The sequence below is a fragment of the Mesorhizobium sp. YM1C-6-2 genome (assembly GCF_003666685.1).
Classification (GTDB): domain Bacteria; phylum Pseudomonadota; class Alphaproteobacteria; order Rhizobiales; family Rhizobiaceae; genus Mesorhizobium_K.
This window is the reverse complement of sequence record NZ_RCIZ01000001.1, coordinates 1-18,366: the sequence shown is the minus strand read 5'-3', so window position 1 is coordinate 18,366 and position 18,366 is coordinate 1. Positions and strand designations below refer to the sequence as shown.

Genomic DNA, 18,366 nt, shown 5'->3' with positions numbered 1-18,366 from the left:
CGCAACCGGAGGGACCGAAGCGACAATAGGGAAAGGCTGCATTGCCGATTGAACCGACGATCAAGAGCAGGCCCGTCTACGGGACGCTCTCGCCCCAGCCGGGCACCGACCATCTCTTCATCGCCGACGCCGAAGGGGCGGAGGCGATCCTCGATCTCGCGAAGTCGGCGCCACCGGGTTTCTTCGACGCCGCCGAGATCGTCTTCATCCCGCGCGCGTCAGGCGACGGATATCTCGCCGCCCTGCACGCGCTGAAGCCCGCCCGCTTCTACGAAGGGCCTTCGATCGGTGCCGCGCTGCCGCGGCTGAAACAGACCTTCGCCACCGCGCATATGGGGCTGCGCCTCTATCTCTCGGGCACCGAGGGGCTGATCGGCCAGGCCATGCAGGCGGCGCTCGACGCCGGCATCGACCATTCCTCCATCCAGACCGAGCATCGCGGCTCGCTGGCGCGGCGCGTCCAGTGCGTCCACTGCAAGGGCGTCACCGAGGACGTGACCACGCAGCCGGTCACCTGCTCGCATTGCGGCCTTCTTCTTTTGGTACGCGACCACTATTCGCGCCGCCTCGCCGCCTTCCAGGGCGTCTGCATCAACGCCGAGGACCAGAGCGAGAAAGTGCCCGTCGAGGAGGTCTTCCGATGAGCGCCGGCACGACAAAACTCGACGTCACCGTCGCCGACGTCGTCCCGGTCAACGAACTGGTGACGCGCTTCCACTTCCGGCCGACCAATGGCGGCCATCTCCCCACCTTCTCCGGCGGCGCGCATGTCGTCGTCGAGATGCGCGAGCACGAAGGGGCGACGCCGCGCCTCAACCCCTATTCGCTGATGTCCTCGCCGCTGAACACGGCCGAGTACACGATCTCGGTGCGCCGCGACGATGTCGGGCGCGGCGGCTCGCTGTTCATGCACCGCCAGGTCAAGCCCGGCGACCGCATGGTCATCTCCTATCCGGTCAACCTCTTCTCGCTCGACCTCAGGGCAAAAAAACACCTGATGATCGCCGGCGGCATCGGCATCACGCCGTTCATGGCGCAGACCGCGCAGTTGGCAAGCTCCAGCGGCAATTTCGAGTTGCATTATGCCTGCCGTACCGCCTCGCTGTTCACCTATGGCGACGTGCTCGCCGAGCGTTACGGCAAGCGCATCCATCTCTATCACGACGATCGCGGTGAGAAGATCGAACTCGCCCGCCTGCTCGCCTCGCAGCCGCTCGGCACGCATCTCTACATCTGTGGCCCGGCGCCGATGATCGACTGGGTGCGCAACACCGCCGCCGCCTCGGGCTGGCCGTCGGAGACCGTGCACTACGAGCATTTCTCGGCGCCGAAGCCCGGCCTGCCCTTCGACGTCACGCTCGCCGTCAGCGACAAGAAAATCCGCGTCGGCGAGCAGCAGAGCCTGCTGGAGGCCATCGAGGCGGCCGGCGTCGACCCGCCCTATCTCTGCCGCGGCGGCGTCTGCGGCCAGTGCGAGACCAACGTCATCTCGTCGGACGGAAAATTCCTGCACAACGACCACTGGCTCTCGGAGGAGGAGCACCGCTCGGGCAAGAAGATCATGCCCTGCGTGTCGCGCTTCGAGGGCCGCTCGCTCGTCCTTGAACGGTAGGGAGGCACTTGCATATGGGCATCCAGTTCCGCACCGAAACCTTCCGAGACGACTTCACCTTCAGGAACTCGCCGGAGCATATCCGCCGCTTCCCCTTCCCGTTCCACGAAGACAGCTACATGTACGCGGTCAACATCGAGCCGCATGTGCCGGGTCCCAAGGGCAGCGTTCTCGAAAACCTGATCGACGTCGACGAGCACTATGTCTCGGAGATGGCCGACCGCGCGCTGGTGCTGGCGGAAGACCCGCTGCGCTGCCAGTCGCTGCCGCACATGACGCTCGCCGGCTGGGACCTGCTCGAGCTCCTGATGACCGAGCAGGCCAAGGGCTATCCCGAGCATTTCACACTGACGCGCGACGGCGACAACTGGCACTGGATCAACCGGCCGCTCGGCATCGACCAGAAATTCGTGTTCGGCGACCTCTCGACCCTGCCCTATGGGCCGATGGAATACATAACGCGCCAGAGCCAGGGCGACTTCTGCATCCTCGACCAGCGCGACGGCAATCTCTGGATGGACGCCGGCATCGTCACCACCCAGGCCGACTGGTCACTCGACTTCGACATCGGCATGAACTTTTTCGAGTGGCACGCGCCGGTGCCGCTGGCCCACGAAAAAGGCGTCTTCACGCGGGCGCTGAAATTCCTGCTCAACATCCAGCAGGGCCAGCCGGCGCGGCGGCTCAACTGGACGATGACCATCAACCCGCGCCTCGACACTTCCCCTGAGAATTTCCACAAATGGGGCCCGGACCGCACCACCGTCACGCCCGAAAATGTCGGTCAGAAGGTGCATCTGCGCGTCGAGCTGCAGAGCTTCTGGCGCCTGCCGCGCTCCAACGCGATGGTCTTCCCGATCCGCTGCTATTTGATCAAGATGGACGAGCTCGCCACCTCGAAGAAATGGGCGCGGCGCCTCCATCGCGTGCTGCGCGACCTGCCCGAGGAACTCGCGACCTACAAGGGCCTGACGCGTTACCGCCCGACGGTGGTGGAATGGCTGGCGAAACACGACGACGGCGCCCCGACGTCATCGGGGTTCGGGCCGGATTAAGAGACCAACCCCCTTGGGGGGGTCAAGGCGGACGCTGCGCTCGACTACGAGTTCTCGGTATCCCGCCCGTCGGGCTCTTTCGCCACGCCCTTGAACGGCCCTTCACTGGCTTTGCGCTCCATGAACTGGCCATTGCGCTCGTTGCGCTTCTGCCAGTCCCCGTTCTCGTGCTGGAACTGGGTCCTGCCTGTCACTGCACCCTTGCGATAGTCATCACCTGTGTTTCTAGCCATAACAACCTCCTTAGAACATACAGTGAACATAATCCTGATTCGCACGAAGGGCAAATATGGCAACCTCTCCCAACCCTCTCTCAACCCACCCGCAACCAACTGGTTGTGTCCTGCGCAAGAAGGGCTGCGAAATTTTGGTAAAAAAGTTTGGTTAAGATTCGGTTGAATCCATGGATTCGAATCACTATATAGAGATTCGCCATGGATTCGCGCTACATTTTGACAATACCAGGACGAACTACGGAAGCCGATTTGGTCTTGCCCGCACTTCAGATTCTCGCGGAATCCGCGAATCCGGGGCGTGGGTTAACCACTGCCGAATTGGCGAAAGCACTACGTGACCGCCTCGTTGCGACCGAAGATGACCTGAAAATTCTGGAAGGCAGGAAAGATGATCGCCTTAGCCAAACGATACGAAATCTAGTGAGTCATCGGCGACTCGCCCGCCAGGGCCTTGCGACCTACGAAAAGAATCCCGTCGATGGACAAGGCTACCATCGCCTTACCGCGATGGGGTTTCGAACCATCACCGAGCAACGGAGAAAGCCATAGGACCCATCTGACGACCGCTTCCTGATCTGACGAGGTCTCGAACACCTAGTCAGTTCAGCAGCCGCCAGCAGGGCGGTACGTCGAGGCCAAATGCCCCGACACCCACTGGCCCGGAAATAGTTCCGGGTCAGAACAAGCGACCGAACAACGGATCACTCAAGCGTGGGCGACATTGATTCATCTCTGACTCGGCGTCAACCGTCATTCGGTCGCACCTTTCTAGAAAGGAAAGGCAATGCGCGACCGCAAGGTCACACCGGAGATGGTTCCGGTGATAAAACTGGCCCGCGATCTGGGTTACAACTACGCGCTCATCGCGTCGTATTTCCAGATCAATCAAGGCCGTATCGCTGATGTAATGAAGGGACGCATCGGCCCCGACATCCCAGCAGCGTTGGAACTTCCCGCCGACTTCCCAATGGAAATGGCGGCCTAGAGAAAGCCAGGGGCGGCCCTCGGGTCGCCCCTCGGTCACCAGATGATTTTAACGCCCCTTTCTTCGTCATCCTAAGGCGAAGCCGACCGCAGTGAAAGCGTGCCTCACACCCCAATCGACACCCCACCCCTCTCCATGCCACCATAAGCTCCCGCTAACGGAGCGCGCCCATGCCCGATGAAGTCATCCTCCGCCGCTGGACCGGCAAGGTGGCGACCGAGCGCGCGGCCGAATATGCGAAATACATGGCCGAGACCGGCATCGAGGAGGTGGAGACCACCGACGGCAATCTCGGCCACCAGATCACGCTGCGCGACCTCGGCGACGGCACCACCGAGATCACCGCGCTCTCCTGGTGGGTCAGCATGGACGCGGTAAAAGCCTTCGCCGGCGACGAGCCCGGCCGCGCCCGCTACTACACGGTCGACGACATCTATCTCGTCGACCGCCCCGACTTCGTCGAGCACCACGTCGTCTTCGCCGGCTTCACCCAGCCCGAACGATAGCGCCCGTTTTTCTCTCCCCCGGAAAGAGGCCTCGCCGCACAGAAGCCTCGCGACGCTTCTCCCGCCGGCCGCCGGCTAGGGCGCAGCCAGATCGAGCAGCGCGATGCCGAGCTCCGGCCGTTTCCTGCGGCAGAGATGTCTCGGCGTCTCGGTCACCATCACCTCGAGCGTCGGATGCACGACGCCGTCGAGGAAATGGCCGCCGCGCGTCGAGCCGTCGCTGAGGCCGAGCACGGCGTGGAGATGCACGCTCGCTGCGCCGTCCGCATCCTGGCCGATGTCGCCGAGCATGCTCAGCACCTCGCATTGCTCGTCGACCGGGATCCTGCGGTAGTCGCGCGAGCCGAAATCGAACCAGCCGACGGTCGCCCGCTCGAAGGCGCCGATGGCGGAGACCGAGGCGCCCTTGATGCCCTGGCGCGCGGCGAAATCGCGGATCGCCGCAAACGCCTCCTCGCCGGGATCGAGCACCAGTGCGAAAAGCCTGACGCCGTCGGATTCGCTCAGCAGCTTCGATTTCATCCGGCCGCCCTCAGGAATGCGCGCGGTGTTCGGCGCTACGCTTGCGGGTGGCAGCCGCCTTCCTGGCCGATGCGGAACGCGCCGCCGCCGAACGCGAGGCCGACGCCTTGCCGCCCATCTCGCCACCCTTGTGCGCGGCCGGGTTGCCGGTGTGCTTGCCGCGCCCGGAGCCGCCCGGCTTCTTGCCGCCGGCGTCGTCCTTGTTGACGGTCGCCCAGGCCCGCCGCTCGGCTTCCTTCTCGGACACGCCGCGCTTCTCGTAGCCTTCGGCTATGTGGTCGGCCTTGCGCTCCTGCTTGTCGGTGTATTTCGATTTGTCGCCGCGGGGCATCTTCGCCTCCTTCGCTGGTTGAACCATCCCAACGGCAGGGCCCGCGCATCGTTCCGTGGCATCGGAGGCCTGTTCAGGGCTCTCGCTGCTCGGGCCGTTTCGGATCGGCCATCGAAATCATGTCGGCGAAGAGGGCGGCCCACTGTTCCTCGCCGAGTTCGATCAGCCCGAAGGTCCTCAGCATGAACACGCCCTCGCCGGCCAGGAACGCCAGCGCGGCGTCCCGGTCGGCCTTCTTCGTCATGTCCAGCGAGGCGAGGCGCCCGGTGTACCAGTCGCGGCTCGCGGCCACCTGCTCGGGCCGCTGCAGCAGCGCCGTCATCATCGCCGCCGAGCGCGAATATTCGGCGGCGTCGCTGTCGCGCGTCGATTCCAGATGCGCCCGGATGACGGAGCGGGGCGAGCGGTCCGGGCCGGCCCGCTCCATCACCTCCGTCTCGAAGGAAGCGCCCCAGCGCTCGATCATCGAGCGGATGAGGTTCTCCTTGGTGCCGAAGCAGTACTGCACGCCGCTCTTGGTGATGCCGGCGGCGCGGGCGACGGATTCGAAGCTGAGTTCGGCCGCGCCCTTCTCGATGACCAGCGCCTCGGCGGCGTCGAGAACCTTGTCGCGATCGATGCTGCGCGGACGTCCAACCATTTTTCCTCTTCCATTTCAATACGATCGTATTTATATGCGCGATCTCGCTCTGCCAAGTGGCGGAGCATAGAGGAATCTTCCGATGTCGCATCGAAACCGTTGGCTCGTCCTGGCGGTCGTCTCAAGCGCGCTCTTCCTGATCGTCATCGACATGACGGTGCTCTACACGGCGCTGCCCACCCTGACGCTCGAGCTCGCCGCGACGGCGACCGAAAAACTCTGGATCGTCAACGCCTATCCGCTCGTCGTGGCCGGACTGCTGCCGGGGCTCGGCACGCTCGGCGACAGGCTCGGGCACAAGCTGATGTTCATGACCGGACTGGCGGTGTTCGGCACCGCCTCGCTGTGCGCCGCCTTCGCGCCTTCGCCGGCGGCGCTCATCGCCGCGCGGGTGCTTCTGGCGGCGGGCGCGGCGATGATGATGCCCGCCACGCTCTCCCTGATCCGGCTGACCTTCACCGACGAGAAGGAGCGCTCGCTGGCGATCGGCATCTGGGCCGCCGTCGCCTCCGGCGGAGCGGCGCTCGGTCCGGTCGTCGGCGGGCTGCTGCTCGAATATTACTGGTGGGGCTCGGTCTTCCTGATCAACGTGCCTGTCGTGGTCGTCGCCCTTGCGGCGAGCGCCCTGCTGCTCGCCAACCGCCCCGGCGACGCCGACCGGCCTTGGGACCTGATCGGATCCGTGCAGATCATGTTCGGCCTCGTCGGCCTCATCTATGCCATCAAGGAAGTCAGCAAGCGCGATCCCTCATGGGGGGTCGCGGCGCTCGCCTTGGCGATCGGCCTCCTTGGCATTGCCATCTTCGTACGCCGCCAGCGCCGCAGCACGCATCCGCTGATCGATTTTTCGCTGTTCACCAACCCTCGCTTCTCGGCGGGCGTGGCGACGGCGCTGGTGGCGTCCGGCGCGCTGATCGGCGTCGAGCTGGTGTTCAGCCAGCGGCTCCAGCTCGTGCTCGGCTACTCGCCGCTGGAGGCGGGCCTGCTGATCCTGCCGATCCCTATCGCCGCGTTCGTCGCCGGACCCCTAACCGGGATCGCGCTGTCCCGGATGCTGCCGACCAGGATCCTGTGGGGAGCCCTCCTCCTGACCGGACTTGCGCTCGCAATGTTTCTTCTCGTGCACCAGCAGGCCACCTTCGTCTGGCTCACCCCGCTGGCGGTGATGGGTTTCGGCGTCGGCGCGGCGATGACCGCCGCCTCCAGCACCATCATGCTGTCGGCGCCCGCCGAGCGGGCGGGAATGGCGGCGTCGATCGAGGAGGTTTCCTTCGAGCTGGGCGGAGCGCTCGGCGTCGCCCTGCTCGGCAGCCTGATGTCGGCGCTCTACACCTACGCCATGATCGTGCCGGAAGGGATGTCGGTGGCGCCACAGGCGCGCGACAGCCTCGACGAGGCGCTGATCCTCGCGAATGGCCTCGCCGCCGACCAGTCCGCCAGCCTTGCCGCGCTTGCCCGCGCCGCCTTCGACCAGGCCTTCTTCGGCGTGATCGTCGCCGCCATCGTGCTGCTGCTGCTCGTGGCAGCCGCGATCGGGCTCAAGACGGCAACCGCCTCCGAGCGAGACGAGCAGGCCGGCGTCGCCCGGCATTGAGGTGAGGGCTTTGGAGTCTATTGAGGTCTTTCGGCGGCCCTCACGGCCGCCGTCGATGTGGCTGTTGGCAGCCGCGCCATTGTCAGCGAAGCTGCCAGCCGACAATGGCACTACGCTTGACGTCAAGACCGATAAGGAAGGTAAGTGCTCGCTTGAGATAAAAACAAGGCGTCTGTTCCGTCTCTTGGCAGCTCATTCGGCTTTCCCTGCCACCATAATTGAAAAGGTTGATCCATCCGAAGGCATTGAGATCGCCCTCCGCGCATCGACAACGTCGGCTCGGTCAGCATGCATAGCACCGGGTACATTCCGGGACTGAAGGGAAGGCTCAATCTGATTTGGACACGTCGCGACGGACCTATCTCTACGCGGAAACATTGCGATCGACGGCGGAAAGAGCAGCCTGCAACATTTGTAGTCAATGAACCTATCGAACTTGAAGACGCTGAGGGGACTATCGTCTACGCGACCGTAAAACACATTGCCGCAAGGGTTTCGTTGGTTCAGTTTACGCGCCGCACTTGATTACGGACACTCTCGCTCCACCTACTTCCCCAGCCCCTTCAGCCGATAAAGCGCTTCCAGCGCCTCCTTCGGCGACATCTCGTCCGGGTTGATGCCGGCCAGCGCCTCCGCCACCGGATCGCTCTTCGCAGCCGCCGGCGCCTCGCGGCGGAGCGCGGCCGAAAACAGCGGCAGGTCGTCGATCAGTTTTTCCGCCTTGTTGGCGGTCTCGCCGCTTTCGAGCTGCGCCAGAACGTCCTTCGCGCGCGCAACAACCGCCGCCGGCAGGCCGGCAAGCCTGGCCACCTGCACGCCGTAGCTGCGGTCGGCCGCGCCCTTTGCCACCTCGTGCAGGAAGACCACGTCGCCTTCCCATTCCTTCACGCGCATCGTCACATTGTGAAGCCGGCTCAATTTTCCGGCGAGCGCCGTCATCTCGTGGAAATGCGTGGCGAAGATCGCACGCGCCTTGTTCTTCTCGTGCAGATATTCCACCGCCGCCCAGGCGATCGACAGGCCGTCGAAGGTCGCGGTGCCGCGCCCGATCTCGTCGAGGATGACGAGGCTCCTCTCGCCGGCCTGGTTGAGGATCGCCGCCGTCTCCACCATCTCGACCATGAAGGTCGAGCGCCCCCGCGCCAGGTCGTCCGACGCGCCGACGCGGCTGAACAGCCGGTCGACTACGCCGATATGGGCCGACCGCGCGGGCACGTAGGAACCCATCTGCGCCAGGATGGCGATCAGCGCGTTCTGGCGCAGGAAGGTGGATTTACCGCCCATGTTCGGGCCGGTCAGCAGCCAGATCGCGCCGTTCCTGCCGCCGTCCTCCGGCGAGAGGTCGCAGTCATTGGCGACGAAGGGCGCCTCGGCCTGCCGGCGCAGCGCCTGCTCCACGACAGGGTGCCGCCCGGCTTCGATGGCGAAGGCGAGGCTGTCGTCCACGAGGGGACGCGCATAGTCCTCGGCCAGCGCGAGACAGGCGAGCGCAGCCGACACGTCGAGCACGCTGAGCGCCTGCGCCCCCGCGCGGATTTCTTCCGCCGCTGCGACCGCCTCCGTCACCAGCCGCTCGAAGGCAGCGAGCTCGATGGTCAGCGCGCGATCGGCGGCATTGGCGATCTTGCTTTCCAGCCCTGCAAGCCCGGTCGTGGTGAAGCGCATCGCGTTCGCCATCGTCTGGCGATGGATGAAGCGGCCCTTCAATTCGTCGGTGCCGTTCATCGCGGCCTGATGATTGGCCGTCACCTCGATGTAATAGCCAAGCACATTGTTGTGCCGGATCTTCAGCGAGCGGATGCCGGTCTCCTCCTGGAGGTCGCGCTCCATGCCGAGGATCACGCGCCGCGACTCCGTCGCCAGTCCGCGCGCCTCGTCGAGGTCGCCGTCATAGCCTTCGCGCAGGAAACCGCCGTCGCGCTTCAGCAGCGGCAGCTCTTCGGCGAGCGCCTCCTCCAGATGCCCAGCGAATTCTTTCGGCAGCGCCGCGATCGCCCGCATTGCCTGCATCAACTCATCGGTCAGCGGCGCATTCGCGAACAGCGTCGCGATCTCGCCGGCCGCGGCGAAGCCGGCGCGCAGCGCGCCGAGGTCGCGCGGGCCGCCTCGGTTGAGCGCCAGCCGGGTCAGCGCGCGCGGCATGTCGGCAACGCCCTTCAGCGAGAGCCGCAGCGCCTCGCACAATCTCGTCTCGGCGAGGAAGAAGGAAACCGAATCCAGCCGCCGGTTGATCGCGGCGGGGTCGGTCAGCGGCGCGGTCAGCCGGTCCGCCAGAAGCCTCGCGCCGCCGCCGGTCACCGTGCGGTCGATGGCGCGGAACAGCGAGCCGTCGCGGCTGCCCGACAGCGTGCGCATCAGTTCGAGGTTGGCGCGCGTCGCCGGGTCGATGAAGAGCGTCGCGCCGTTCTCCTCGCGCTCGGGGAAATCGAGCGGCGGCCGCTCGGCGATCTGCGTCTTCTCGACATAGGCTATTGTCGCCGAGATGGCCGACAGTTCCGCGCGGCTGAAGCTGCCGAAACTGTCGGGCGTCGCGATGCCGTAGAAGCGCGCGACGCGGCTTGCCGCGGCGGAACTGTCGAAGAGCTGCGCCGGCTGCGGGTTCGCCACCCGGCCGAGCACGTCGAAGGTCGCTTTGAGTTCCTCGTCGTAAAACACGCTGTCGGCGACGATCAGCTCACGGGGGTCGACGCGCAGCACGTCGGACAGCAGGCGCTCGGCACTGGTCTCGGCCACCCGGAACGCGCCGGTCGAGATCTCCGTCCAGGCGAGCGCATATGAATTGTCGCCGGCGCCCTTCACGCGGCCGAGCGCCATCAGGAAACTCGACTCGGCGGGCGAAAGCAGCTTCTCCTCGGTGATCGTGCCGGGCGTCACCAGCCTGACCACGTCGCGCTTCACCACCGACTTCGAGCCGCGCTTCTTCGCCTCGGCCGGGTCCTCGACCTGCTCGCACACCGCGACGCGGAACCCCAGCGCGATCAGCTTCTGCAGATAGTCGTCGGCGGCATGCACCGGCACGCCGCACATCGGAATGTCCTGCCCGAGATGCTTGCCGCGCTTGGTGAGCACGATGCCGAGCGCGCGGCTCGCCTCCTCGGCATCGCCGAAGAACAGCTCGTAGAAATCGCCCATGCGGTAGAACAGCAGCGAATCCGGGTTCGCCGCCTTGATCTCCACATACTGCTCCATCATCGGCGTCGCCGCCGGCTGGGCAGTCTCGCGCTTGATCGGCGTCTCGTCGTTCACCTGTTGCTTCCGTTTGCGGCAAAATCCGCTGCCCCCGCCTTGTTGGCGGTTTACAGTGGCGAAGTGTAGCCTTAATCCCGAACGCTCCACAAAAACAAAGCTGCTTCCCACAGACAGCATTCCCTGGGAGGGGATATTTCGCATGGCCAAGAAACCGGAGAACGCGGGCCCGTCGGTGAGCGCGGAGGAAGCGCTGCACTTCCACGCCATGGGCCGCCCCGGCAAGCTGGAGGTCGTCCCGACCAAGCCGATGGCGACCCAGCGCGACCTCAGCCTCGCCTATTCGCCCGGCGTCGCCGTGCCGGTGAAGGCGATCGCCGAGGAGCCCTCCAGGGCCTTCGACTACACCACCAAGGGCAACATGGTCGCCGTCATCTCCAACGGCACCGCCATCCTCGGCCTCGGCAATCTCGGCGCGCTGGCCTCGAAGCCCGTGATGGAGGGCAAGGCCGTGCTCTTCAAGCGCTTCGCCGACGTCGACTCGATCGACCTCGAGGTCGACACCGAGGACCCGGAAGCCTTCATCAACTGCGTGCGCTATCTCGGCCCCTCCTTCGGCGGCATCAACCTCGAGGACATCAAGGCGCCCGACTGCTTCATCATCGAGCAGCGGCTGCGCGAGCTGATGGACATCCCCGTCTTCCACGACGACCAGCACGGCACCGCCATCATCGCGGCGGCCGGCCTGATCAACGCGCTGCACCTCACCGGCCGCGACATGAAGAGCGCAAAACTCGTCTGCAACGGCGCCGGCTCGGCCGGCATCGCCTGCATCGAGCTCGTCAAGTCGATGGGTTTTTCGCCCGAGAACATCATCCTGTGCGACACCAAGGGCGTGGTCTGGCAGGGCCGCACCGAAGGCATGAACCAGTGGAAGTCGGCGCATGCGGCCAAGACCGACGCGCGCACGCTGGCCGACGCGCTCGACGGCGCCGACATCGTCTTCGGCCTCTCCGCCAAGGGCGCCTTCACGCCGGAGATGATCCGCTCCATGGCGAAGAACCCGATCATCTTCGCCATGGCCAATCCCGATCCCGAGATCACGCCCGAGGAACTGGCGCAGATCCGCGACGACGCCATCATGGCGACCGGCCGCTCGGACTATCCCAACCAGGTCAACAACGTCCTCGGCTTCCCCTACATTTTTCGCGGCGCACTCGACGTCCGCGCGACCACCATCAACGACGCCATGAAGGTCGCCGCGGCGGAAGCGCTCGCCGAGCTCGCCCGCCAGGACGTGCCCGACGACGTCGCCGCCGCCTACCAGGGCAACCGGCCGAAATTCGGTCCCAACTACATCATCCCGGTGCCCTTCGACCCCAGGCTGATCTCGGCGGTGCCGATGGCGGTGGCGAAGGCCGCGATGGAATCCGGCGTCGCCAGGAAACCTATCGTCGACATGGAGAAATACGCGCAGGAGCTCAACGCGCGGCGCGACCCGATCGCCTCGACGCTCAGCCGCATCTACGACCGCGTGCGCAGGAAGCCGCAGCGCGTCGTCTTCGCCGAGGGCGAGGAGGAGCAGGTGATGCGCGCCGCCGTCTCCTATGTCAGCCAGCGCCTCGGCACCGCCATCCTGGTCGGCCGCGAGGAGATCGTGCGCGAGAATGCGCGCCTCGCCGGCGTCGACCTCCAGAAGCCCGGCATCGAGATCATCAATGCGCGGCTCTCCCGCCGCAACGCCGTCTACACCGACTACCTCTACGAGCGCGTGCAGCGGAAGGGCTTTCTCTTTCGCGACGCGCAGCGGCTGATCAACAACGACCGCAACCATTTCGCCGCCTGCATGGTGGCGCTGGGCGACGCCGACGCGATGGTGACGGGCATCACCCGCAACTATTCGACCGCGCTCGAAGATATCAGGCGCGTCATCGACGACCGCCCCGGCCACTCGGTCATCGGCGTGTCGATCGCGCTCTGCCGGGGACGCACGGTGCTGGTCGCCGACACCGCCGTGCACGACATGCCCAACGCCGTCGAGATCGCCGACATCGCCGAGGAAGCCGCCGGCTTCGCGCGCAGGATGGGTTATGAGCCGCGCGTGGCCATGCTCGCCTATTCCACCTTCGGCCACCCGGCCGGCGAGCGCTCCGAGCGCGTGCAGGAGGCGGTCAAGATCCTCGACAAGCGCCGCGTCGATTTCGAGTATGACGGCGAGATGGCCGCCGACGTCGCGCTCAACCCCGAGGTGATGAAGCGCTACCCCTTCTGCCGCCTGTCGGGCCCGGCCAACGTGCTGGTCATGCCGGCCTTCCACTCGGCAAGCATCTCGACAAAAATGCTGCAGGAACTCGGCGGCTCCACCGTCATCGGCCCGCTGCTCGTCGGCCTCAACAAGCCGGTGCAGATCGTGTCGCTGTCAGCCAAGGACAGCGACATCGTCAACATGGCCGCGATCGCGGCGTACTCAGCGGGGGTGTGAGGCACTACAAGCCCAATCCTCGGCGAATCTTCTCCCAGTCCTGCGAAAGCGCCTCGTTTCGTTTTTGGAATATCCGATTAGATAGCGTCATCGACGCATTCGATTTTGATGTCTCATAGATCGCGAACCATTCCAAAACCTGCGCGTGTGAACTCGGTTTGTTTAAGGTTCTTGCAGTTGTGAGCAGTCTTTGAATCGCCTTGTAAGTTTGCTCACTTCTGTGTCTGAGCCACTCAAGTCGGAACCATCTAAATAGGATTTGCTCTCCGAACAGCACCTGTGCACCTACAGCGATTATGCTTAGGTCGGTGGTACGCAGCAGGGCGGACACCAACCAGATGATCGAGTAAATACCAACTCGCAGCCGCTCCCTAAATAGCATTTCCTTCGTTATTTTGGCTGTAAAGTAGCTGCTCTCCATGACTGAAGCTGCTAATCTCTTAATAGGGTTCTTCTGATCGTTGTTGAAATAACCAACCGTATTCTCATGAGTAAGATTTACGTCAAATGAATTTGACAATAAGTCTTCCCGCCTCTTTTCCTCTGCACGAGGGCTGAGATAGAGGCGGTTGACCACTCCAATTACGAATATAAAAATTACAGATATTACAAAAACGATCTGAATGAGGCCGTTGAATGTTGGGTAGATTTCTCCGCTAACCAGCATTGCGGCAATGGAAGTGGCTGCGGCCAGATAAAAAAGAAAATCCGACCAGACTTCCGCTTGGATCAAAGGTTTATAGTAATTCTCGGCAATGGGATCGCTTCGCATTCGTGTCGCCCCCGCTCACTCGATAACCACATTGAAGGGCGCGCTTTGCGCCACAAGAACATCGTCCGACATGCGTATAATAAACGCCTCGGCGATGTGTACGCCCCGATATTCGAGAGACTCCCAGAGTCGACTCCCAATTGTCGGCGGATAGAATCCACCTCGCAACTGACGCCGCGCAAATGCCATAGCTCCGGTGTTGGTTATCCTCCACTGAACTCGATAACCCGAAGGTACTGTCTGACCTGCGTTAACTTTAGCGTCGAACCAAAGCCCGCCGTTTCGTGGAAGAACATCGCCGGGGAGAACCGCTCTACCGTAGGAGCTATGTTGTCCACGATGCCATACTGCAATGACGGTTACATTGCTCGACGGAGACGCGAGTTGCTTCCACGGCGGCGATTGCATGTGAGAAGGCCGATTAAAATTGCCAGGAAGTATTGAAAGGCCAAACTTTTGAACCACATCGACCAAGCCGTCGAGATGCGCTGCGGATGCGAGCAACAGAGACTTTACCCCTGAAGCCTCCTCCAAAGTCGATTTAACAGCTTTGATCTCTTCCCCCTTCGCGAAATCGTCACCAAACACTTTACGCCAGGCAGCTATGCTCTCTGACCGCCCTTCCATTTGGTAAGCGTCGTCGATCCATCCTCGATACTTATGGATGAAGCTACGGAAATTACGGTATTGGTCTTCCGTCCAGCTACCTGCGAAGTCCTCCGTCGAAAGTTTTGGGTTCTCTACGCGAGGTTTGTATGGTCGTTCCTGTAACCAGTCATCCAGTCGAGCAAAGATCGTTCTCAGAGTGGTCGGGGTATCAGAAAAATCACTTGTTCCTTTGTCAAACCACTCAATTTGTTTTCCAAGTAAAGTTGTTAGCAGGACTGAAGAGCACGTAAATCTCGTCTTAATATCTCTCAAATATTTAATTAACCTTGTGGCCTTCCTAAACGAATTCAATCCCGAATAGTCGTTTCTCTCCTTCAGCCATTTCGTGTATTCAACTGGCTCGCTCCTCTCAAAAGTGTTTTCTTTTTTGTTGCAGACTTCTAAAGATATTTCTGAGACGCGGCTAGCGACGCACGGAGCTATATCGACCTTTCGATCCCCAGCGTAAGTTATAGTGACGCAATAGTCCCAGACCTTGCATTTATCGGCATACAGCTCACTTTGACTAAATTGCTGCCCCAAAGTTTTAACGTAATCACTAGCGCTCCAGCCCTCTACCGGATCAACCATAACCAACAAGTCGGCATCAAACTCACCTCCGTCTACCGGCTTAATGATTGTGTCATGCGCCCAGGAGCCTTGCTCTTCAAACCCTTTAATCCTGGGAGTCCAATTGGACTTCCGAATGAAAGATTGCAAAGCTTGGATATTTTCCTCCAAACGATCGATGCGGGTTTGATTTAGGTTGACGGTATCGCGCAGAAAGTCCGTGAATATATCAACAAGTTTCAATAGTAGCCCCTAGCAAACCGATTCGTTCGTAAGCTTATCCTGTTTACGCAAGGCCGGTCGAACAAAATGTGAACCTAGGGGTTGTCGGTACGCGTTTGCGTAGGCGTTTCGGATCGAAACGTATGAGTTTGTGAGGATCCATTTTGCGCCAGCCCGTCCCGCCGTCCCACCGCGCCTTCGCCCGCGCGATGCGGGCCGATTCGACCAATGCCGAGAACGTGCTGTGGCAGGCGCTGCGCGGCAAACAGCTCGGCGGGCTGAAGTTCAAGCGGCAGGTTCCGCTCGACGGCTACATAATCGATTTCGTCTGCTTCGAGGCGCGGCTGATCGTCGAGGTCGACGGCGGCCGGCATGCGGAGTCGGCGCGCGACGCCGTCCGCGACCGCCATTTCGAGGCGGCGGGGTTTCGCGTGCTGCGGCTCTGGAACGACGAGGTGCTGAAGAATATCGACGGCGTGTGCCTGGCGATCCTGCAGGAAGCGCGGGGCAGGCAGGGCGAGGGGTAGGCGCTTTACGAGGGTTCCCCTCTCTTGGATTTTCTAACGACTTGGCTTCGCCAAGATCGAGAAAATCCTTTCTCCCCCGCACGGGGGGAGATAACGCGCGTCGCCGTCGCCGCTCAAATCGCCAGCGCCGCATGAGTTGCACCACTGATACGCGGGCGCGGGTTCCCTCTGATGGGCACGGTTTCCGCAGAGGTTCCAGGGCGAGTTCGATGCAAATCCCGACCTCGGCGATTAACCGCTGCGGCGACGCAGCGCCCTATCTCCCCCCTTGCGGGGGAGGAAGCAAATTCCTGGGCTTGGCGCAGCCAAGTCCTTGGAATTTGCAAGAGAGGGGGTCCGCGGCGTGGACGAAACAAATCCCCTCTCTTGCGATTTCCAACACTTAGCCTCCGCTCACGCTCCAGCTAAGATGTTGAAATCGCTTTCTCTCCCGCAAAGGGAGAGATAAGGGCCGCGCCCCTCAAAAAATTTTCACCCAGCTTTCTCCACCCCCCCAAAACCTCCCCCATAATCGACGTCACCGCCCTCGCGGGAACCCGGGTCATGAACCGGATGACGGGGAGGGCGGCGGCGCCGGATCGGTCGCGCGGAGGTGGCGCGGCTGGGTGATGAGCCCCGAGGTCCGGGCCCTGACCGAGGTCGCGCGGTGAAACGATTCTGCGTCCCCTCCAGGTAGGGCAAGAACGCCGGCGACGCTTGGGAAACCGCGCCGCAAACTAAAACAGATGGTGCGGGCCCGGGCGTCGCTTCCCGACTTCATCATCCTCCCCGAAAGGCCGCCGGCCGATCGGGACAACGGCCAGGCGCTTCGGCGAGCGTGGCGACGACCGCGCACGCCGGAAGCCCGGCGGCCCCCGGCAAATCCCAACCCTAGAAAAAGGAGCACGCGCATGACCAGGAGAAGACCGAAACCCGCCCCGCCGCCGCCCGTCGGCAGACAGCCCCGCCTGCGTTTTGACGAACTCGAGGAGGAGGAGCGCGAGTACATCCGCCGCACGCTGGCGGGCCATGACGATTGGGGCAGCGCCTACGCCTATGACGAGGACGGCCGGCTCTATGCCGGCATGGAGCTGGCCGAGCTGCTGCTCGCCATCCTCCGCCATGTGCAGGAGGTCGACGGCGCCCCGGCGCGCTGCCGCAAACGGGAGTGCCGCAGCGGCCGCTGCCACATGTATATCGACGAGGACGAAGCCGGCGTCTGCCAGGGCGGCATAAAGATGTCCTCCATCGACCGGGCGGGCGTCGTTCTCAGCGGCCTCCTGGCCGTCTTCAAGCACTATTATCCCGCCTGGTTCGACCACGCGGCGGAGAAGGACGCGGCGCGGGAGAAGGCGGAAGCAGCCGGCGGGTGAGCGGCCTCACTGCATCAGCGCCTTCTTCTTCTCCTGCAGGAAGGCGCGCACGGCCGGGTCGCGCTCCAGTCCGATCGCGCGCTCGTAGGCGCGGGCCGCCGCGGGCACATCGCCCAGCTTCGCCAGCAGCCCCGCCCGCGCCGCCCAGTAGGGCTGGTAGTCCGCCAGCCGCCCGGACCAGGTCCGGTCCTCGGCCAGCGCGTCGAGCCCGGCGAGCGCCGCTTCGGGCCCGACCGTCTCGGCGACCGCCGCGGCGCGGTTCAGCGCCACCACGGGCGATCCCCCCGATAGCGCCAGCGCGTCGTAGAGCGTCACCAGCGCGGCCCAGTCCGTGCGCCCGGTCAGCCGGCGCGCCGCGTGCACGGCCTGCACCGCTGCCTCGAGTTGGTAGCGGCCGATCCGCTCCTCGCCTGCGGACAGTTTTGCCGCCCGGCGCAACCGCGCCTCCGCCTCCTCGATCATGCCGGAATCCCACAGCAAGAAACTCTGCTCGCCGAGCGGCACGTAGCGTCCTGCCGCGTCGCGGCGCGCCGGCCGCCGCGCCTCGGCGAACAGCATCAGCGCGACCAGGCTTTCCGCCTCCGCCTCGTCCGGCATCAGCGCCGCCGCCAGCCGGCCGAGCCAGATCGCCTCGCCGGCAAGGTTGCTGCGCCGCGCGTCCATGCCGGCGGGATCGCTCCAGCCTTCCGAATAGGCCGCGTAGATCGCCGCCAGCACGGCGTCCAGCCGCTCGGCCAGGTCCTCGCGCTCGGGCAGGCGGAACGGGATGCCTGCCTCGCGGATGCGCGCCTTCGCCCGCACCAGCCGCTGCGCCATCGCCGAGGGCTGCACCAGGAAGGCCGAGGCGATCGCGGCCGCGTCGAGGCCGAGCAGCGTCTGCAGGATCAGCGGCGCGCGTATGCCCGGCTCGATGTCGGGATGCGCGCAGGCGAACATCAGCCGGAGACGCTCGTCGGGAATGTCATTTTGCCTGGCCTGCATGGCTTCCGCCTCCTCGGCGATCAGCGCGAGATGCGGCCGCGCCTCCTCGCCGGTCCGCCGCCGCCGCACCGCGTCGATGCCGCGCCGGCGCGCCACCGACAGCAGCCAGGCCTCCGGCTTTGCCGGCACGCCGTCGCGCGGCCAC

18 protein-coding genes are annotated in these 18,366 nt (G+C 63.9%); 10 read left to right on the top strand and 8 right to left on the bottom strand.

Annotated elements, in window-relative coordinates:
* The first annotated feature begins 47 nt into the window (after window positions 1-47).
* From D8676_RS00085 to D8676_RS00075, 3 genes are read left to right on the top strand one after another with little or no spacing between them, the layout of a single operon-like run.
* Window positions 48-644 carry a dimethylamine monooxygenase subunit DmmA family protein gene (locus D8676_RS00085; protein WP_121579676.1) on the top strand — a complete coding sequence of 199 codons (597 nt, stop codon included), beginning with the start codon at window positions 48-50 and terminating at the stop codon, window positions 642-644.
* Entirely contained in the window at window positions 641-1,612 is a 972-nt protein-coding gene (locus tag D8676_RS00080) for a PDR/VanB family oxidoreductase (protein ID WP_121578809.1), read from the top strand. Before D8676_RS00085 ends, D8676_RS00080 begins: the two co-directional genes overlap by 4 nt.
* 14 nt (window positions 1,613-1,626) lie before the next feature.
* Window positions 1,627-2,667, top strand: a complete 1,041-nt coding sequence (locus D8676_RS00075; protein WP_121578808.1) for a DUF3445 domain-containing protein — start codon at window positions 1,627-1,629, stop codon at window positions 2,665-2,667.
* 44 nt (window positions 2,668-2,711) lie between these two features.
* Here the strand turns inward: D8676_RS00075 and D8676_RS00070 are convergent, their stop codons facing one another.
* Window positions 2,712-2,900 (bottom strand): hypothetical protein, encoded by a 189-nt coding sequence (locus D8676_RS00070; protein WP_121579675.1) that lies wholly within the window; start codon window positions 2,898-2,900, stop codon window positions 2,712-2,714.
* 201 nt (window positions 2,901-3,101) lie between these two features.
* Here D8676_RS00070 and D8676_RS26940 point away from each other — a divergent pair, with 201 nt between their 5' ends.
* The 3 genes from D8676_RS26940 (at window position 3,102) to D8676_RS00060 (ending at window position 4,394) form a co-directional block, all read left to right on the top strand.
* Window positions 3,102-3,452, top strand: coding sequence for a hypothetical protein (locus D8676_RS26940; RefSeq protein ID WP_147448121.1), 351 nt, complete (start codon window positions 3,102-3,104; stop codon window positions 3,450-3,452).
* Between the two features lie 235 nt (window positions 3,453-3,687).
* Complete coding sequence (locus tag D8676_RS00065; RefSeq protein ID WP_121578807.1) at window positions 3,688-3,888, top strand: hypothetical protein; 201 nt, start codon at window positions 3,688-3,690, stop codon at window positions 3,886-3,888.
* A 170-nt stretch (window positions 3,889-4,058) separates the two neighbouring features.
* On the top strand, window positions 4,059-4,394 hold the full coding sequence (locus tag D8676_RS00060) for a hypothetical protein (protein ID WP_121578806.1): 336 nt from the start codon (window positions 4,059-4,061) through the stop codon (window positions 4,392-4,394).
* Between the two features lie 75 nt (window positions 4,395-4,469).
* Here the strand turns inward: D8676_RS00060 and D8676_RS00055 are convergent, their stop codons facing one another.
* The 3 genes from D8676_RS00055 to D8676_RS00045 all read right to left on the bottom strand — a co-directional run bounded on the left by D8676_RS00055 (window position 4,470) and on the right by D8676_RS00045 (window position 5,887).
* Window positions 4,470-4,916 (bottom strand): PPC domain-containing DNA-binding protein, encoded by a 447-nt coding sequence (locus D8676_RS00055; RefSeq protein ID WP_121578805.1) that lies wholly within the window; start codon window positions 4,914-4,916, stop codon window positions 4,470-4,472.
* 10 nt (window positions 4,917-4,926) lie between these two features.
* Window positions 4,927-5,247 (bottom strand): plasmid stabilization protein, encoded by a 321-nt coding sequence (locus D8676_RS00050; protein WP_121579674.1) that lies wholly within the window; start codon window positions 5,245-5,247, stop codon window positions 4,927-4,929.
* A gap of 73 nt (window positions 5,248-5,320) precedes the next feature.
* Window positions 5,321-5,887, bottom strand: coding sequence for a TetR/AcrR family transcriptional regulator (locus D8676_RS00045; protein ID WP_121578804.1), 567 nt, complete (start codon window positions 5,885-5,887; stop codon window positions 5,321-5,323).
* Window positions 5,888-5,969: 82 nt separating this feature from the next.
* On the opposite strand from D8676_RS00045, the gene D8676_RS00040 reads away from it, so the two are divergent.
* Window positions 5,970-7,481 (top strand): MFS transporter, encoded by a 1,512-nt coding sequence (locus D8676_RS00040; RefSeq protein ID WP_121578803.1) that lies wholly within the window; start codon window positions 5,970-5,972, stop codon window positions 7,479-7,481.
* A 546-nt stretch (window positions 7,482-8,027) separates the two neighbouring features.
* Here D8676_RS00040 and mutS read toward each other — a convergent pair.
* Window positions 8,028-10,673 carry a DNA mismatch repair protein MutS gene (gene mutS, locus D8676_RS00035; protein WP_121579673.1) on the bottom strand — a complete coding sequence of 882 codons (2,646 nt, stop codon included), beginning with the start codon at window positions 10,671-10,673 and terminating at the stop codon, window positions 8,028-8,030.
* Between the two features lie 196 nt (window positions 10,674-10,869).
* Between mutS and D8676_RS00030 the strand changes: the two genes are divergently transcribed.
* Window positions 10,870-13,149, top strand: coding sequence for an NADP-dependent malic enzyme (locus D8676_RS00030; RefSeq protein ID WP_121578802.1), 2,280 nt, complete (start codon window positions 10,870-10,872; stop codon window positions 13,147-13,149).
* Between the two features lie 4 nt (window positions 13,150-13,153).
* Here D8676_RS00030 and D8676_RS00025 read toward each other — a convergent pair whose 3' ends face one another.
* Window positions 13,154-13,921 carry a hypothetical protein gene (locus tag D8676_RS00025; RefSeq protein ID WP_121578801.1) on the bottom strand — a complete coding sequence of 256 codons (768 nt, stop codon included), beginning with the start codon at window positions 13,919-13,921 and terminating at the stop codon, window positions 13,154-13,156.
* A gap of 15 nt (window positions 13,922-13,936) precedes the next feature.
* Window positions 13,937-15,382, bottom strand: coding sequence for a nucleotidyltransferase (locus D8676_RS00020; RefSeq protein WP_121578800.1), 1,446 nt, complete (start codon window positions 15,380-15,382; stop codon window positions 13,937-13,939).
* Between the two features lie 143 nt (window positions 15,383-15,525).
* On the opposite strand from D8676_RS00020, the gene D8676_RS00015 reads away from it, so the two are divergent.
* Together D8676_RS00015 and D8676_RS00010 are read left to right on the top strand one after the other, a co-directional pair.
* The gene (locus D8676_RS00015) at window positions 15,526-15,888 is read left to right on the top strand and encodes a DUF559 domain-containing protein (protein ID WP_121578799.1); all 363 of its coding nucleotides are present in this window, start codon (window positions 15,526-15,528) and stop codon (window positions 15,886-15,888) included.
* 890 nt (window positions 15,889-16,778) lie between these two features.
* The gene (locus D8676_RS00010; RefSeq protein ID WP_121578798.1) at window positions 16,779-17,240 is read left to right on the top strand and encodes a hypothetical protein; all 462 of its coding nucleotides are present in this window, start codon (window positions 16,779-16,781) and stop codon (window positions 17,238-17,240) included.
* A gap of 6 nt (window positions 17,241-17,246) precedes the next feature.
* Here D8676_RS00010 and D8676_RS00005 read toward each other — a convergent pair.
* Window positions 17,247-18,366, bottom strand: a 1,120-nt coding sequence (locus D8676_RS00005; protein WP_121578797.1) for a DUF6596 domain-containing protein, incomplete at its 5' end; no start/stop codon positions are given.

Bases quoted from the DNA above. Each gene is read 5' to 3' on its own strand.
- D8676_RS26940 (WP_147448121.1), top strand. From the start codon at position 3,102: ATGGATTCGCGCTACATTTTGACAATACCAGGACGAACTACGGAAGCC.
- D8676_RS00045 (WP_121578804.1), bottom strand. From the start codon at position 5,887: ATGGTTGGACGTCCGCGCAGCATCGATCGCGACAAGGTTCTCGACGCC.
- D8676_RS00025 (WP_121578801.1), bottom strand. From the start codon at position 13,921: ATGCGAAGCGATCCCATTGCCGAGAATTACTATAAACCTTTGATCCAA.
- D8676_RS00030 (WP_121578802.1), top strand. From the start codon at position 10,870: ATGGCCAAGAAACCGGAGAACGCGGGCCCGTCGGTGAGCGCGGAGGAA.
- D8676_RS00080 (WP_121578809.1), top strand. From the start codon at position 641: ATGAGCGCCGGCACGACAAAACTCGACGTCACCGTCGCCGACGTCGTC.
- D8676_RS00055 (WP_121578805.1), bottom strand. From the start codon at position 4,916: ATGAAATCGAAGCTGCTGAGCGAATCCGACGGCGTCAGGCTTTTCGCA.
- D8676_RS00060 (WP_121578806.1), top strand. From the start codon at position 4,059: ATGCCCGATGAAGTCATCCTCCGCCGCTGGACCGGCAAGGTGGCGACC.
- D8676_RS00065 (WP_121578807.1), top strand. From the start codon at position 3,688: ATGCGCGACCGCAAGGTCACACCGGAGATGGTTCCGGTGATAAAACTG.
- D8676_RS00075 (WP_121578808.1), top strand. From the start codon at position 1,627: ATGGGCATCCAGTTCCGCACCGAAACCTTCCGAGACGACTTCACCTTC.
- D8676_RS00070 (WP_121579675.1), bottom strand. From the start codon at position 2,900: ATGGCTAGAAACACAGGTGATGACTATCGCAAGGGTGCAGTGACAGGC.
- D8676_RS00010 (WP_121578798.1), top strand. From the start codon at position 16,779: ATGACCAGGAGAAGACCGAAACCCGCCCCGCCGCCGCCCGTCGGCAGA.
- D8676_RS00040 (WP_121578803.1), top strand. From the start codon at position 5,970: ATGTCGCATCGAAACCGTTGGCTCGTCCTGGCGGTCGTCTCAAGCGCG.
- D8676_RS00050 (WP_121579674.1), bottom strand. From the start codon at position 5,247: ATGCCCCGCGGCGACAAATCGAAATACACCGACAAGCAGGAGCGCAAG.
- mutS (WP_121579673.1), bottom strand. From the start codon at position 10,673: ATGATGGAGCAGTATGTGGAGATCAAGGCGGCGAACCCGGATTCGCTG.